Origin of the sequence: Methanimicrococcus hongohii, from assembly GCF_032594095.1 — an archaeon.
Taxonomy (GTDB): domain Archaea; phylum Halobacteriota; class Methanosarcinia; order Methanosarcinales; family Methanosarcinaceae; genus Methanimicrococcus; species Methanimicrococcus hongohii.
Genome location: NZ_CP131059.1, coordinates 375935 through 391754, shown reverse-complemented (window position 1 = coordinate 391754; position 15820 = coordinate 375935). Strand labels below are relative to the sequence as shown.

The window sequence follows — 15820 nt, the reverse complement described above, 5'->3', positions numbered from 1 at the left end:
TTCAGGTTCACCGATTCTGAAAATCAGATGTTTAGGTTTTCGGTGTTGAAACAAAATAAAAATGTAAAAATGCAAAACAAGTTTGAAAAATAAAAGTAAAATGGAGCAACTCGCGCGCGAGCAACTCCGATTGCTGTCACAGCGTTAATGACTCTCATTTTGAACCGAAACATTCAGCGGCTCGTAAGTTGCAAGCGCGATTTGCGTTGACGGAAGACTGACGGCGGGCTCTTCTGCAAATCTTTTGAGAATGCCTTCGCGAATCGCGTATTCCGTCGAATAAGCGTTGTCGCGGTCATTGACCCAAAAATCCAAAAGCAAAAGCGTTCCCTTTTCGTCCATTCCTGAAACGCGGGCGCGGATGACGCTTAAGATGTCCGGTCTTTTGCGGACCATGACCTCGCGCGTCAAAACATTCGGATTCTTTTTGGCTTCTTCAATCAGAATTTGACGAGCGGTATCCACATCCGAATTGTTGGAAATCTGAACGGTAAAAGACCATTGGACAACCGGATCATCCAACGTCCAATTGATGACGGTTTCTTTGTTTAAAACGGAATTCGGAATCAAAATGACACGATCATCGCTTGTCAAAAGCGTTGTTTGGCGCAGATTAATGTCAGTCACGCGCCCGTAATAGCCGCCCACCGTTATCAAATCGCCGACGCGGAACGGCTGGAAAAAGACAAGCGCGATTCCCGAAAGAATATTGCCGAACGTATCTTGAGCGGCGATACCGATGACGATACCGAGCAGTCCGACACTGGCAAGAAGCGTTGTTGAAAGCGATTTTAACGAAGGAATCGTATAAAAAATGATAATCAGGCCGACAATGTAAACAAAACCGACCGCCACGTGTTTGAGCATCGTAAATTTCGTCGGGTCCATCCGCATTCTTTTCTGAATCTTTCCGGAATATTTATTAATGCGGTTTTCAACGATTTTTGCGACAAATACAGTCACGAGAAAAATAATGAAACAAAAAACAAGTTCAGGGAGATTATCTATAAAGTATTTTATCATATTATTAATTGTTGTCTCAAAACGCTCCAATAAATTAACATCAACAAGTAAAGCCATTATAAATACCTCTGAAATTTAAAATATAAACCAATCTAAACCAATCAAAACGAATCATTAAAGAAGTTGATTATTAATCTATTTTTATAAATATTTTTAGAATTGATTTCCGTTTTTTTCATTTGGTTTGTCAACCTTTTGTAATCATATCGTAGTCAACATTCGCTTTCATCAATTTCGGAACATTCCCGACAAAACCGATATCGTTTCCTTGAATCAAAACTGCGCCGTCAATTCCTTCAACATTTGAGACAATAGAAAGCGCTTTTTCAATATTTTCAGCCCCCTCTTCTTTCAGCGCGTTCCCGAGAGCCGTCGCCGCCGAATCGGCAAGCGGCAGATTTTTTGAAAAAATAATTGCGGCATCCGCTTTTCCGAAACTGATGGAAGGACCGACCGTTCCCGATGATGTACAAATTCCGAGAATGTCATCAGACGGCTCGATTGAAAAACCGAGATCTGTGACACTGCTGTTGCCGGCATAAACGCCGACGACAAGCGGTTTATTTCCATTTTTATATCCATTATTATAAATTGCCATGTCGCCGCCGTTATCGACAAGCGCAAAATTCGCGCCGCTGTCTTTCATTTTTTCAACGGCAGCCCCGGCAATCGTTCCCGCGACAGCGCTCATCGGACCGATATCAAACATATTGCCGGCTTCAATCATTTTTTGAATCATCGGCGGCGCTTTTTCATCCAAATCGTAACCTTCAAGCGTCACTTCAAAAAAAGGATTCTGAGCAATGTAATTTTCAATAATCAAACGATTTTTAAGAATTTCATCTTTCGCGATTTCAATGAATTCGGCTTTGTCCGCTAAAATCGTTACAATCGTCTGCTTATACTGAAAATGCTCTTTTTGATACATGAAAACCAACAAATTTGAAATGAATTAAATTCAAAATGAAAATGAAAAAAATAAATGAAAAAATAAAAGGAAGAAGAAACAGAAAAAATCGGAAATGGATTCCGGTTGATTCTGTTTTGAAATTTATTGAAGTTTAAGCTGAAATTTAAATTTTGAAATATTTTTGAATTTGACTTAAATCATCAAAATTCTCAAATTTTGGAACGGATTTTATCCATTCTGGCAACCGCTTCGTTAATGCGGTCAACTTCTTTTGTGAGCGCGAAGCGGACAAACCCTTCGCCGGCGCTGCCGAAGCCGACACCGGGCGTTGCAACGATTCCTGCTTCTTCTAAAAGAAGCTTGGCAAAGTCCATCGAATTGGTGCTTTCGGGAACGGGACACCAGAGATAGAAAGTTGCTTTGTTGGGTTTCACTTCTAAACCGACAGAAGCCAAACCTTTGACGAGAACGTCGCGTCTTTCCTGATAGACTTTGTTCATGTCGGAAACGCATTGCTGGGATGAAGTGAGTGCTGTAATTCCTGCGCGCTGAACGGCGTCAAAAACGCCCGAATCAATATTGGCTTTGACTTTCCCGAAGCCGGCAATCATTTCTTTGTTGCCGACCGCAAAAGCAAGGCGCCAGCCGGTCATGTTATACGTTTTGGACATGGAATACATTTCAATGCCGACATCAATCGCGCCGTCGACTTCGAGGAAACTCGGCGCTTTGTAGCCGTCGTAAACCATTTCGGAATAAGCGTTGTCGTGAACGACAAGGATGTCATTTTCTTTGGCGAACTCAACGGTTTCTTCAAAGAATTTTTTATCGGCAACGGCACCCGTCGGATTGTTCGGGTAGTTGAGGAACATCATTTTTGTTTTTTGAAGAACGTCTTTGGGAATGGCTTCGTAGTCCGGCAGGAAATCGTTTTCTGCGCGAAGCGGCATGTCATAAGGAACGCCGCCTGCGAATTTTGTGCCGATTGCGTAAACGGGATAACCGGGATTCGGGCAGAGAACAATGTCTCCGGGATTCACAAATGCGAACGGAACGTGCGCAACGCCTTCTTTGGAGCCGATGAGAGACAAGACTTGCGTTTTCGGATCAAAATCCAAGCCGCGCGTGTCTTTACACCATTTGGCGGCCGCTTCTCTGAATGCCAAAAGTCCCGTATAAGACGGATACTGATGGTTTTTCGGATCGGCAACGGCCTGAACCATAGAGTCGACAATGTGTTTGGGCGTCGGTCTGTCGGGGTCGCCGACGCCGAGATCGATCACATCAACGCCTTTGTCAATCAAGGCTTGCTTGGATTCGTCAATGGATGCAAAAAGGTAAGGCGGAAGCGTTTCAATTCGTTCTGCGTATTTCATAATATTCCTCTAAGTTTCTCAAAGTTCAGAATGGTTTAACAAAAATTACAAAATAATTTTGGAATTTAAATGATGGAATTTAAATTTGGTTTAAATTTGGTTTAAATTTGGTTTAAATTTGGTTTAAATTTGGTTTAAATTTAATTTAATTTAATTTAATTTAAATTTAATTTAAATTTTGAAATCTAAATTTAATCTAATCAGACAAATACAAATTATAAAATGGTTCGTACATTTCTCTTTTCGGGGTACGGTATTCAGCATTTAATATTTTGCGCCTTGTTTTTCAACAAAATACAAACAATTTCAGGCGCGGATTAAAAAACAAAATGCGACGAAACATTTTTAAAATGACAAATGGTTAGTGAAATGAGGAATTTGTCTGTAAATTATCTGTAAAATTGTCTGCAAAAACGTCATGAATTTTAATTTAGGATAATTAATTTTAGATTTAGAAATCGATTTAAAAATTGATTTAAAAATTGATTTAAAAATTGATTTAGAAATTGATTTAGATTTAGAAATTAAATCTGAAAATTAAATCTGAATCCGGAATTAAAAGTTGAATTTAATTTAGAATTAAATTAAATCAAATTTGGTGAGATTTATGCGTCACGTCATGGAAATGGTCGGAAATGCCCGCGTTGTCGTTGAAAACGGCAAAGTTGTCGAGGTGACCGAGCCTGAAATCAAATGGTGTTCTCTTTTTGAAAAAGCGCGCGGCATCAAGGAAATTACGCCCGAAAAAATCAAAGAAAACATGGAATTCCGCATCGAAAAATTCGGTTTGTTCACAAAAGATCGACTGCTTGATGATTTTGAAGATTTTGTCGGCTTCGGCGCGTCTGAAACAATGATGTCGGGACTTCAGCACGGTATTATTGACACGTCTGTCAGCGTCTGCGACGGCGCGGGAACGGTCATTACAAATAATCCGTCACTTGTCCAAGGCATGGGCGCCAGAATGTCCGGACTCGTTGAAACGTCTCCGATTCCCGAAACGATTCAAAAAATCAAAGACCGAAACGGAATCGTTTTGGATGAAATGACAGCCGTCATCGATTCGCTCGCCGGCGCGAAAAAGGCGGTCGAACTCGGCTACAAAAAAATCGCGGTGACGACGGCAAGCGCAAAAACCGCATCAGCGATTCGAAAATATGAAAAAGAATTTAAAAAATTAAAAGAATCAAACGACATTTCTTTTACGATTATCGGCGTTCACACGACAGGTTTTTCAAGAGAAGACTCAAAAATGATGGCAGAAAACGCGGACATCATTACGCTTTGCGCTTCTAAATGTTTAAGAGAAGTCAAACCGCTTCTTCAAGTCGGCACATCTGTTCCGCTGATTGCGCTGACCCAAAACGGCAAAGAATTGCTTTTGGAGCGCGCCAAATATGTGAACAGCACGCTGCTTGTCAACACAATGCCTCTGCCGTATTTGCCGGAGCAGAAGCAGCCGAAATAACAAAATGACAACGGTATCAGTTGAAATAAAAACAGAAACAATTGAAATAAAAACAGAAATAAAATGGAATAAAAACAGAAATAAAATGGAATAAAAACAGAAATAAAATGGAATAAAAACAGAAATAAAATTGGAATAAAAAATCAAAATAATTGAAATAAAAATCGAAGTGAAATTTTAAAATAAAATTAAAAAACGAATTGAGGAAAAGCTTTGGATTTTGAAATGATTTACGATCTTATCATTGTCGGCGGCGGCCCGACAGGTTCGACCGCTGCCCGATATGCAAAATCAAACGGCATCAAACGCGTTTTGGTGGTTGAAGAAAACGCAAGCATCGGCTCTCCCGTTCAATGCGCCGGTCTTCTCAGCGTTGCTGCTCTGCGGGAAACGGATATGACGCCGGATTCTTTTTTTGTTTATAATTCCGTGAAAGGCGCGAAAGTCTATCCGCCGTCGGGAAAACAACTCAAAATCGTCGGCAAAGAAACGAAAGCGTACGTTGTTTCTCGAAAAATGTTTGATCGAAAAATCGCGGAAAAAGCGGCAAATGCCGGCGCCGAATATTTGATGAAAGCACAGGCCGTCGGTTTAAAAGATGTTGTTGTTGCCGGCGATTCAGGTAATATGTCGAACGATATGAAATTGAAATGTAAAGCGCTTGAAATTCTGCACGGCGGCGAAAGAAAAACGCTTTACGCCAAAGTGATTATTGCGGCTGACGGTGTCAGAAGCAGCATTTCTAAATTTGCGGGTCTTTCGCCTTGTGAAAAAGTGCTTTCAGGAATTCAAATCGAAGCGAATTATAAAACGGAAGACAAAGAATTTGTTGAAATGTTTGTCGGAACGGAAGCCCCCGGATTTTTCGCGTGGTCGATTCCTGTTTCCGAAACGGTTTCAAGAATCGGGCTGGCAATTGATCCGAAATCTGTTTCACAAATTTCGGAAGGAAATCGTTCCTCAAGGAATGAAAATCATTTAACGGAAAATAATTTAACGGAAAATAATTTAACGGAAAATCAGTCGGCGAAAGATTTTTTGGATCATCTTCTTTCAAATCCCGTCATCAGCGAAAAAATTCAGGCGGGTTGTTCTGATTTTGTTGTCGGCGGCATTCCGATCGGCCCGATGAAAAAAACATATGCATCCGGATTGATGGTTGTCGGAGACGCTGCGGGGCAGTGCAAGCCTGTCTCCGGCGGCGGCATTTACACGGGCGCGGTGGCGGCTAAGATTGCCGCGAAAGTTGCGGCGGAAGCGATTGCCGAAAATGATTTTTCCGAAAAGAAAATGTCGGAATATGAAAAACGCTGGAAAAAAGAACTCGGGCGGGAGTTGGATATCGGTATGCGCGCTCATGATTACAGAATGAAGCTGACCGATGAAGAAATGAATAAAATCTTTAACGAGCTGAACGATCCCGAAATTTTGGATTTGATTACCGAATACGGCGACATGGATCATCCTTCCGTTTTGATTCAAAAACTGATGCTTTCCAAACATTCGCTGAAAATGGCGAAATTATTCGGGACTTTTATTAAAACACTTCTTTGATTGAAGCCGCGGCGGCGCGCGCGATTGGCTTCATTTTCGTTTATTTTTCAAACTTTTCTGTCATTTTTATTTTTTTAATTTGCTCCGCGTTTTTATTTTGTTTTCAACGTCGAAAACCTAAACATCCGATTTTAAGAACTCGGTGAACCTGAACGCCCGATAAAACCCTGATTTAAAATGTTTTAGATTTTTGGAAAAGAAGGCGTTCCATTGTGATGAATTTTAATGAAAGATGATGTTTCAGTTGAAAATAAAATTAATGAAAAGACAAAATACCGCCCCCGCAAGTTGAAATTCCCGCAGCGCAGCGAAGGGAATTGAGACTTGGCGGATTCTTTCCCGTACGAAACGAAAAATACAAAACAGTCATGACTTTTAATTGTTTTTCGGCTCCGGCAAAGTATTTTCTTGCAACTGTCTTTTACTGCTGTCTGACCCGACCGAGACTGCCAATCTGCAACTGTCTTTTATGATTGCCGCTGCCAATCAGTTTTGCGTTACAGCAGCAGCTGCCGCCGCCGCGCGCGAGTTGCTCCATTTTTCTTTTATTTTTCAAACTTGCCTCGCATTTTTATTTTTTTAATTTGCTCCGCGTTTTTATTTTGTTTTCAACGTCGAAAACCTAAACATCCGATTTTAAGAACTCGGTGAACCTGAACGCCCGATAAAACCCGAATTAAATGTTTAGATTTTGGAGAAAAGAAGGCGTTCCGTTTTTGATGAAATTTGATAAAAATGATGTTTCGGTTGAAAATCTAATGAATGAAAAGACAAAATACCGCCCCCGCAAGTTGAAATTCCCGCAGCGCAGCGAAGGGAATTGAGACTTGGCGGATTCTTTCCAAAAGAAACAAAAACTAAAAACAGTCAGCTTTTTCAGCTGTGTTAAGCTCCTGCTAAAGCTGCCGGTCTGCAACTGTTTTTACGGTCACTGCTGCCAATCAGGTTTCTGTTTCCGCTTTTCAGCTAAGTTTGCGTTACAGCAGCAGCTGCCGCCGCCGCGCGCGAGTTGCTCCATTTATTATTTTATTTTTGAACCCGACCGTCGTTTTTTAATTATATTCGTTTTTTCAAAGCCGTGATTTTATATAGCATGACAGGCTCTATCATGCTTTACATTAACACATTCAATTAAAATTTAAAACATCATAAAAACAAATACAGGTGTCATCGTGAAATTTTGGGACCAAAAAATCGAAACCATGAATCGAAAGGAGATGGAAAAACTCCAATTCAAGCGCCTTAAAAAAGCCGTCAAAACGGTTTACCGGGACGTTCCGTTCTATAAGCGTAAATTCGATGACGCAGGCGCCCACCCCGACGACATTCGTTCGCTTGCAGACGCTTCTAAATTACCGTACACGCTGCGCTCGGATTTCACCGACAACTATCCGTTCGGCATGTTTGCCGTTCCGATAGATGACATCGTCCGCATCCATTCTTCGTCCGGAACGACCGGAAAACCCAAAGTCGTCGGCTACACCAAACACGACATTGAAGCATGGGGCGACCTTTTGGCGCGCAATTTCACAATGGTCGGTTTGTCTCACAAAGACGTTTTTCAAAATTCAGTCAACTACGGCCTCTTCACAGGCGGCCTCGGCATTCACAACGGCATTGAAACGCTCGGCGCCACCGCCATTCCGGCCGGCACGGGCAACACGCTTCGCCAGCTTGAAATGATGGTCGATTTCGGCGTCACAGCGCTGCACTGTACGCCTTCGTATGCGCTTTACCTTGCGGAAACCGCTGTTGATAATAATCTTGTTGATCAATTGAAGCTCAAAACAGGATGTTTGGGCGCGGAACCGTGGTCGGAAAACATGAGAAAAACAATTGAAGATATGCTTGAAATCAAAGCGTACGACTCTTACGGTTTGTCCGAAATGTTCGGCCCCGGAATCGCTTTTGAATGCACCTGCCAAGACGGCATGCACATTTGGGACGACCACTTTTTAGTCGAAGTTTTGGATGAAAACGGCGAACAAGTGGCCGAAGGCGAAAAAGGAGAACTTGTTCTCACGTCGCTTACCAAAGAAGGTTTGATCAACATCCGCTACAAAACGGGTGACATCACAAGATTGCTTGAACCCGAATGTGAATGCGGTCGCTGCTCAACTCGAATTTCAAGAATGATCGGACGCGCCGATGACATGATTATCGTTCGCGGCATCAATGTTTTCCCGACACAGGTTCAAGACGTGATTTCAAAGATTCCGGAAGTGACGAATCAATTCCAAATCATTTTGACGCGAAATTCCAAAAATCTTGATGAAATGACGGTTCAAGTCGAGCTTGAAAAAGACGCGTTTACAGACGACATTATCAAGCTTGAGCGCATTCAGCAGCGTGTTGTCGCTGATTTGATGAACGTGCTTTCCATTCGAACAAGCGTTGATTTGCTTGAATTCGGAAGCATTGAAAGAACGGGCGGCAAAGCAAAAAGAGTGATTGATAACAGAGCGCCGCTTTAAACGAAGCGGTTTTTCATTCATTTTTTCATTCACTTTTTTCACTCACTTTTTTTCACTTTTTATTTTCACTTTTTTTCATTTTATTTTTCTTTTTTCTTTTTCATTTTTTTCTTCATTATTTCATAAAAACCGAGACTCGTTTTCATTTTATTTTTCACAAAACGGGGAGCATTTTTTCGAAAAATTATAAAAATTTGTGCGGCTCGCGCGGCGGGCGGCAGCTGCTGCGGTTGCCGGCAGCGGCAACTGCGATGCAAACCTGACCGGCAAGCGGAAACCGAAAACGGAAGGTAGCAGCAGAACCAGAAACATATAGGCAGCAGCGGCAGCATAAACACGATTGACAGTAGCACAAATTAAAATACAGTTGCTGATGAGCAGGCTCAGCCGGAAGCTGACAGCAAAAGACAGTTGCAAGAAAGCACTTTGCAGGAGCGGAAATGCAATTAAATATCAGCTGTTTTGAAGTTTTTGTTTCGTATGGGAAGAATCCGCCAAGTCTCGTTTCCTCGCTGCGCTCGGAAACTTGAAACTGCGTTTCAAGTCCGGTTCGCCGCTTCGCGCCGCCCGGAACTCAAATTGCGGGGGCGGTTTTAGAAATATTATCAAATCTAAAATTGATTGAAACATCTTTTTTAACTAAAATTTTCAAAAACGGAACGCCTTCTTTTATCGAAAATTTAAAAATTAAGATTTGGGTTTTATCGGGCGTTCAGATTCACCGATTTTCTTAAAATCGGATGTTTAGGTTTCCGATGAAAATAAAACAAAAATGAACGACAAGTTTTGAAAAAGTAAAATAAAAATGGAGCGGCTCGCGCGCGGCGGCAGCCCTCAAAAATAAAAAAGAATCAGGCGTTTGCCTGATTTTCTTGTTTTCGCTTTCAAATTTCAGCGATACATCGTATTCAGCGCGCGAAGCAAAACTTCGGGCTGTTTGTTGTAAGGCGTGACCGGCAGGACTTTTTTGTCCGATCCCATCAATTTGTAAACGGCGTAGCGCGCGGTTCTCACGGAATATTCTTCCGTAAACACCATATCTTTCGGAAGTTCAACAAACTGACCGACCATTGCGAAATTTCTTGAACCTTTCGGAATGACTTTCGGGCGGTCCGCTTTGGCGCGGCACTGGAAAAGCGCGTCGACGTAAGGCATCATGCTCGGAATGACATTGACGACATCTTTCATGATGTCATCCGCTTCGTCTTCAAAATGAAGATGGTGCAGCAATTCCGTTAACATTTCTTCGCCGGTACAATCAATCATCGGCTTTTTCACATAATCGCCGACGCGGTCGGGATAAAGACCGTAGCCCCAAAAAATCGTTTGATTTTCCGGCTGATTTTTGAAATGCGGCTGCGCGGCAACCACAATTGACATGCGCCATGAAGAATCTTTAAATGTCATCAAAGCGCCGCTTCCCGGAACATTTCGAGAATACTTTTCAATCATTTGCAAAAGCTTATCGCCGTTTGAAGTGACCGTAAATGATTCCCATTTCGTTTCATCGGGATGACCGAAAAACGGCTCCGGATTTCCGAGCCCCGGTTTTTTCGCGGTAATTTTCCTCCATAAATCAGCAGACGGCGGATTGTCGGGGAGATAGCGGGCAGGCGTTTTGAAGTCGCCTTCATCGGAATTGTCGGTAATGCAGCCGCAAGTGAAAATACAAATGTCTTTTTTCTTTAAATTGATGACGCCGTTTTTACTTTCAGCTTTATTTTCGGTTTTACTATCAGTTTTGCTGTTGTCATTGCTTTTTGTGCCGGCTTTACCGTTTCCGCGGACATAATGAATACGTCTGACGATGATTTCTTCCGGATCTTCGGTATTCTTGAAATCAATATCCGTCACGGTACATTTCAAATTGAAATCCACATTAAAATCTTCCAAATACATTTTCAGCGGAACGATAAGAGAATCATATTGATTGAAACGCGTTCTTGTCACGCCTTCGAGCGTTTGAATTCTTGAAAATTCGTAAATCATGCGGTTCATATAACGCTTCAATTCGCAAACGCTTGACCATTCCTGGAAAGCGAATGTGGTTTGCCACATGTACCAAAAATTCGTTGTGAAAAAATGCGGCGAAAACCAATCACGGATTCTTAAGTTGTCCAAATTTCTTTCAGGCTCAACCATCAATTTTGTCAATTTCATGCGGTCGCTGTTGTCAAATCCCATAGACATGACATCTAAAACGGAACCGTCTTTATCAATCAGGCGCGCGTTGGCGTGCGTCGGGTGCGCGTGATCAAATTCCAAAATTTCATCCGTGACGGACAGTCCCGGGCGCTCCAATGAAGGAATCGTGTGAAACAGGTCCCAAAAGTTTTCATACGTTTCTTCATTGAGCATACGTCCGCCGCGGCAGACAAATCCTTCTTTAGGCGTGCCGATGCCGTCGTTGCTGCCGCCGAGAATGTCCAACGATTCTAAAATGTGAATGTTTTCGCCCTTAAAGGCAAAATCTCGAATCAAATAAACAGCGCCTGCCAGTGATGCAAGGCCGCCGCCGATAAAATAAGCATGTCTGTCGCATTTTTCTTTAGCCATTGTGTTAACCTCGTTTTCGTTTTATTTATTTTGATTTTTAAATTTTTGAATTTTATTAATTCATTCAAATCCGAATAAACGGATTATTATAAACCGTCATAGTATTGATTTTGTTTTATATATATTTTGTTTAAAATAATAAGTAATATAATTAAATGATTTCAGTAACAACCGATGACAAAATTATACGGAAAATAATTGTCAAAACAAAAACGAAAACAAAACGAAAACGAAAACAAACACGAAAAAGTCAGAAATAAATCAAAAATTACAAAAGAAGAAAACGATTAGACAATCTAACGATCAAAAAATCGAAAACGAAAATGAAAACGAAAACGAAAATGAAAACGAAAACGAAAATGAAAACGAAAAACAGAAATCGAAAAAACGAAAAAAACATCACTAAAATGTAAAATAATGTAAAAATGAAAAAATCAATAAAAATTAAAAACAAAATTAAAACAAAAATAAAAGAAGACCGGAATTCATTTCCGGTGTCATTCTTAATTAAAATATATTCAAATTAAATAATTTTGATTTATTTTTAATTAAATAAATTAAAAAATGTCTTCGGGTTCGAAATATTCCGGCGGGTGCTGACAGGACGGGCATTTTGCCGGCGGTTCCTTACCGTAGTGAACGTAGCCGCATTTCATGCATTTCCAGTGAATCGGCTCATCTCTTTTGTAAAGCGTTCCGTTTTGAAGCTGCTCCAAAAGTTTTTCATATCTCTGTCTGTGATGTTCCTCGACTTTTGCAATCTGGCGGAACATTCTGGCAATTTCGGGAAAACCTTCTTCGTCGGCCACTTCGGCAAATTCGGGATACATGGTATTTGTTTCATAATCCTCGCCGTCCATTGCCGTTTTTAAATTCTCGGCTGTGTTTCCGATTCCGTTCAGCTTCTTAAATTCATCCTTCGCATGCTGCATTTCATTGAGCGCCGTCTCTTCAAAGACTTTTGCGATGAACGGGTGCCCCTCTTCCTTGGCAACTTTTGCAAAATAGTCATATTTGTTTCTGGCTTGGCTTTCTCCGATAAAAGCCGCTTTTAAATTTTCTTCTGTTCTCGTCATATTAATCCACCTCAATTGATTTTTTAAATAAATTGATTTTTCAATTGGCACTGTTTTTGTAATTTCAAAAAGCCGTTTTTGTAATTTTCGATTTTAATTCAATCAATTTTAATTCAATCGATAATTATTTTATTTGTTTTTTATATCCCGTTTTTATTTATTTAATTTATATCTATTTTGTATTTATATTTCTTTTTATAGTTACAAAGCTCTGCAAATAATGTCTGCAGATGAAAGTTTATAAAATGACAGTTGTAAAATGACAGCGCTTACGCTGATCAAATACTGTCATGTCATAAAAAGAATTAAACGGAATGATTCAATTCATTCCGCCGCAATCTGAACTTCTTCAGCAGCAGGCGGCGCGGTTTGCGCCATTTCTTCCTGCGGGATGCAATCACAGCATCTGCCGACGAAAATTAAATTTGTGCTTTCTATTTTAAAATTCGGAATTTTTGCATTTTCTTTGATATAATCTGCAATTTCCGTGTCATGTAAGTCAAAAACGCTTTTGCAGACTTTGCAATAAACATGATGATGGAAACTGATGTCCGCATCAAAATGAGCTTCATTGCCGACTTCAAATTTCAAAATTTCACCGTCTTCCGCCATGGTATTTAAATTGCGGTAAACTGTTGATAAGCTGATTGTCGGAATATCTTTTGAAACTTCAGCATAAACTGCTTCTGCTGTCGGATGAGATTTTGTACTCATCAAATATTCCATTATTTTCATTTTTTGAACTGTGTTTCTCTTAATCATGCTCTTCACCCTGTAGTATAAGAGTTTTTGATTGCCTTTTTAATTTTATTTTCTTTTAAATTTCGTATTTGTTTTTATATTGCCTTTACGTTTTTATAAAAATTTGTTGTAAAGAATTAATATTATTAAAAAGGTTATATTCATTTTTAACTACTTAGTATTTATAATTTTTTTAAAACATTTTCTATTAGAAATTTTATTTTTAATTTCGTTTTAGAAAATGTTCATTAAATAATAATCATTTTCAATAAAATCTCTCTCTTATAAATAGTTATTCATATATTATCATACGATAATTCGACAATGAACGACAAGTATAGACTAAAAAGTAAATATATCAGATGTTTTTAAACAAAATTTAACGGTTGGAATAAAATCTTCAAGTTTAACAAAATGAAAATATTCGATAAGTCAAAAATATCTTAAAAAAATCCGACAAATCAAAAACGTCTGAAAGAATCAAAAACGGTTAAATATCATTTGTTCAATTGAGCAGGTATGCTTACTTTCATCGGATTAGGTCTTTTTGACGAACAGGATATTTCCCTCAAAGGTCTGAAAGCCGTTCAATCGGCGGATCTTGTTTATTTGGAATTTTACACGTCTTATTTAATGGGAACGACAATCGAAAAGATGGAAGAGCTTTACGGTAAGCCGATTATTCGCTTAATGCGCGAAGATGTCGAACAAAATCCGGATTGGCTGGAAAATGCCAAAACAAAAAATGTCGTTTTTTTAACGGGCGGCGATACAATGGCATCGACAACGCATATCGATCTCAGAATCCGCGCCAAAGATTCGGGCATTGAAACGCGTTTGATTCACGGCGCTTCAATTACTTCCGCGATTTTCGGTTTGTCCGGTCTTCAGAATTACCGTTTCGGAAAGTCCGTCAGCATTCCTTTCCCATATGTCAGCAGCCGCGGAAACCGCGTTGTCACAGAAACGCCTTATGATACGATCAAGTTCAACCAAGAAAACGGACTTCATACGCTTGTTTTTTTAGATATCAACAGCGAACACGGTTACATGACAGTACAAGAAGGATTATCGCTTCTTTTGGAAATTGAAGAAAAAAGACAGGAAGGCGTCATGACAGAGCGGATTGCTGTCGGAATCGCGCGCGCCGGATCAAATGATGTCTGCGTCAAAGCGGATTTTGCAGACAACATTGACGCTTTTGAACTGGGCGGACCGCTTCAGATTTTAGTGATTCCCGGAAATCTGCATTTTATTGAAGCGGAAGCGCTTGTCAAGCTCGCGGGCGCGCCTGAGTGTTTGCTTCAGGAATTTTCCGAATCTTAATCTTAAAATCAAAGTATGATATGTATGATATTATAGTATGATAAAATATGAAATAAAATTAAATCAAAACTAAATCAAAACAGAATAAATCAAATAAAAAACAAAAATTAAATCAAAATAAAAATCGTAATCAATTGAGGAAAAGAAATGCCGGCCGACTTGTATGAAAAAACATTGCGTTATGAAAAGCTTTTAGCTGCCGCGCTTGAAAAAGCGATTCCTTCATCCATTGAAGCTTCTCATATGAGAGCGGTTGCGAATGATTACAAAAATATGGCGGATTCGTATCACAAAGACGGACTTCACTTTTTGGAGCAGGAAGATTACGTCAACGCGCTGGCTTCTTTCAGCTACGGACATGCCTGGCTGGACGCGGGCGCGAAGCTGGGTGTTTTTGATGTCGACGACGATGTTTTGTTCACGATTTGACCCGTCATTTAATTTTATCATAAATCATATTTAAATCATAAATCATATAATTCATGTTTGTCCTGTTGATTTTTAAATCATAAAACAATCGGACAAAATTTTCAACAATTCAACTTTAATACTAATTATTCATTTAGTGAATTTACTCATTTACTGAATTCAAATAATTATTTTAAAAATTTATAATTTACATCAGCTGACCGCTGACAATAATAAAACTCATTAACAGTAAAACTCATGGAGACGATGAAGATGCCGAATTTTAATGTATTTTTGGAAGGAGCCTGGCTTGTGAAAGATGTTGCAACCGGCGAAGACGCGATCGGAATTGCAATTTCTGAAGCAGGAAAAAGATTAAACCCCCGATTGGAGTTTGTCGGCGTTGATGTCGGCACCATGAGCTGCGCTTCATGCGATGAAGAGCTGATGAGCGTTTACGTGGTCGCCAATACGGCTTTGGTCGGCCTTCTTTTCCAAATGAAAGTTTATGAAGCCGAATCGGAAGAACACGCGTCCCGCATTGCAACATCCGTTATCGGCAAAGCGCTTCGCGATGTTCCGCTGAAAATCGTCGAAGTCGATGAATTCGTTGCCGACAGCCGCCCGCCGAGACAAAGTGAAGGTCAAGGACGCGGCAGAAGCGAACACCGCAGCGGCGAACACGGCGGCAGAGGCGAACGCCGTGACAGAAGTGAAAGAGGAGAGCGAGGCGAAAGAGGAGACCGCAGCGAGCGCCGCAGCAGAGATGACCGTGACAGAGGAGACGACCGCCGCGGCAGAAACGAAAGAGGCGAACGCTCAGAGAAGAGCGAACAATATGAAAATGATGAATTCGATGATGATTCGGAATAAATAATCTGATCATCCGTCGATTTTTTTCTTTTTCC

14 protein-coding genes and 1 pseudogene are annotated in these 15820 nt (G+C 40.4%); 8 read left to right on the top strand and 7 right to left on the bottom strand.

Going from position 1 to position 15820, the window contains the following annotated elements:
- Positions 1-144: 144 nt before the first annotated feature.
- The 3 genes from MmiHf6_RS01760 to MmiHf6_RS01750 form a co-directional block, all read right to left on the bottom strand.
- The gene (locus tag MmiHf6_RS01760; protein WP_316557997.1) at positions 145-963 is read right to left on the bottom strand and encodes a mechanosensitive ion channel family protein; all 819 of its coding nucleotides are present in this window, start codon (positions 961-963) and stop codon (positions 145-147) included.
- Between the two features lie 247 nt (positions 964-1210).
- On the bottom strand, positions 1211-1951 hold the full coding sequence (locus tag MmiHf6_RS01755) for a UPF0280 family protein (protein ID WP_316557996.1): 741 nt from the start codon (positions 1949-1951) through the stop codon (positions 1211-1213).
- Between the two features lie 191 nt (positions 1952-2142).
- Entirely contained in the window at positions 2143-3309 is a 1167-nt protein-coding gene (locus MmiHf6_RS01750) for an LL-diaminopimelate aminotransferase (RefSeq protein WP_316557995.1), read from the bottom strand.
- 607 nt (positions 3310-3916) lie between these two features.
- Between MmiHf6_RS01750 and MmiHf6_RS01745 the strand changes: the two genes are divergently transcribed.
- The 5 genes from MmiHf6_RS01745 to MmiHf6_RS01725 all read left to right on the top strand — a co-directional run bounded on the left by MmiHf6_RS01745 (position 3917) and on the right by MmiHf6_RS01725 (position 8805).
- Complete coding sequence (locus MmiHf6_RS01745; RefSeq protein WP_316557994.1) at positions 3917-4777, top strand: methanogenesis marker 8 protein; 861 nt, start codon at positions 3917-3919, stop codon at positions 4775-4777.
- A gap of 213 nt (positions 4778-4990) precedes the next feature.
- Positions 4991-6331 carry an NAD(P)/FAD-dependent oxidoreductase gene (locus MmiHf6_RS01740; protein ID WP_316557993.1) on the top strand — a complete coding sequence of 447 codons (1341 nt, stop codon included), beginning with the start codon at positions 4991-4993 and terminating at the stop codon, positions 6329-6331.
- A gap of 379 nt (positions 6332-6710) precedes the next feature.
- Positions 6711-6914 carry a hypothetical protein gene (locus MmiHf6_RS01735; protein ID WP_316557992.1) on the top strand — a complete coding sequence of 68 codons (204 nt, stop codon included), beginning with the start codon at positions 6711-6713 and terminating at the stop codon, positions 6912-6914.
- A 244-nt stretch (positions 6915-7158) separates the two neighbouring features.
- On the top strand, positions 7159-7413 hold the full coding sequence (locus tag MmiHf6_RS01730) for a hypothetical protein (RefSeq protein ID WP_316557991.1): 255 nt from the start codon (positions 7159-7161) through the stop codon (positions 7411-7413).
- Between the two features lie 90 nt (positions 7414-7503).
- Complete coding sequence (locus MmiHf6_RS01725; RefSeq protein ID WP_316557990.1) at positions 7504-8805, top strand: phenylacetate--CoA ligase family protein; 1302 nt, start codon at positions 7504-7506, stop codon at positions 8803-8805.
- A gap of 147 nt (positions 8806-8952) precedes the next feature.
- Here the strand turns inward: MmiHf6_RS01725 and MmiHf6_RS01720 are convergent, their stop codons facing one another.
- The 4 genes from MmiHf6_RS01720 to MmiHf6_RS01705 all read right to left on the bottom strand — a co-directional run bounded on the left by MmiHf6_RS01720 (position 8953) and on the right by MmiHf6_RS01705 (position 13199).
- Positions 8953-9222: a hypothetical protein gene (locus MmiHf6_RS01720; protein ID WP_316557989.1), complete on the bottom strand. Its 270-nt coding sequence runs from the start codon at positions 9220-9222 to the stop codon at positions 8953-8955.
- A gap of 474 nt (positions 9223-9696) precedes the next feature.
- Entirely contained in the window at positions 9697-11361 is a 1665-nt protein-coding gene (locus MmiHf6_RS01715; protein ID WP_316557988.1) for an oleate hydratase, read from the bottom strand.
- Positions 11362-11918: 557 nt separating this feature from the next.
- On the bottom strand, positions 11919-12437 hold the full coding sequence (gene rbr, locus MmiHf6_RS01710) for a rubrerythrin (RefSeq protein WP_316557987.1): 519 nt from the start codon (positions 12435-12437) through the stop codon (positions 11919-11921).
- A gap of 324 nt (positions 12438-12761) precedes the next feature.
- The gene (locus MmiHf6_RS01705; RefSeq protein WP_316557986.1) at positions 12762-13199 is read right to left on the bottom strand and encodes a Fur family transcriptional regulator; all 438 of its coding nucleotides are present in this window, start codon (positions 13197-13199) and stop codon (positions 12762-12764) included.
- A 498-nt stretch (positions 13200-13697) separates the two neighbouring features.
- Between MmiHf6_RS01705 and dph5 the strand changes: the two genes are divergently transcribed.
- The 3 genes and pseudogenes from dph5 to MmiHf6_RS10190 all read left to right on the top strand — a co-directional run.
- On the top strand, positions 13698-14504 hold the full coding sequence (gene dph5 / locus MmiHf6_RS01700) for a diphthine synthase (protein WP_316557985.1): 807 nt from the start codon (positions 13698-13700) through the stop codon (positions 14502-14504).
- Between the two features lie 147 nt (positions 14505-14651).
- Entirely contained in the window at positions 14652-14933 is a 282-nt protein-coding gene (locus MmiHf6_RS01695) for a DUF357 domain-containing protein (RefSeq protein ID WP_316557984.1), read from the top strand.
- Between the two features lie 252 nt (positions 14934-15185).
- A pseudogene (locus tag MmiHf6_RS10190) lies at positions 15186-15572 on the top strand (DUF555 domain-containing protein); the annotation flags it as partial.
- Positions 15573-15820: the final 248 nt, after the last annotated feature.

What these genes read in the sequence shown, in the direction of transcription:
- MmiHf6_RS01695 (WP_316557984.1), top strand. Translation starts at nt 14,652, where the DNA reads ATGCCGGCCGACTTGTATGAAAAAACATTGCGTTATGAAAAGCTTTTA.
- MmiHf6_RS01750 (WP_316557995.1), bottom strand. Translation starts at nt 3,309, where the DNA reads ATGAAATACGCAGAACGAATTGAAACGCTTCCGCCTTACCTTTTTGCA.
- rbr (WP_316557987.1), bottom strand. Translation starts at nt 12,437, where the DNA reads ATGACGAGAACAGAAGAAAATTTAAAAGCGGCTTTTATCGGAGAAAGC.
- MmiHf6_RS01755 (WP_316557996.1), bottom strand. Translation starts at nt 1,951, where the DNA reads ATGTATCAAAAAGAGCATTTTCAGTATAAGCAGACGATTGTAACGATT.
- dph5 (WP_316557985.1), top strand. Translation starts at nt 13,698, where the DNA reads ATGCTTACTTTCATCGGATTAGGTCTTTTTGACGAACAGGATATTTCC.
- MmiHf6_RS01745 (WP_316557994.1), top strand. Translation starts at nt 3,917, where the DNA reads ATGCGTCACGTCATGGAAATGGTCGGAAATGCCCGCGTTGTCGTTGAA.
- MmiHf6_RS01715 (WP_316557988.1), bottom strand. Translation starts at nt 11,361, where the DNA reads ATGGCTAAAGAAAAATGCGACAGACATGCTTATTTTATCGGCGGCGGC.
- MmiHf6_RS01705 (WP_316557986.1), bottom strand. Translation starts at nt 13,199, where the DNA reads ATGATTAAGAGAAACACAGTTCAAAAAATGAAAATAATGGAATATTTG.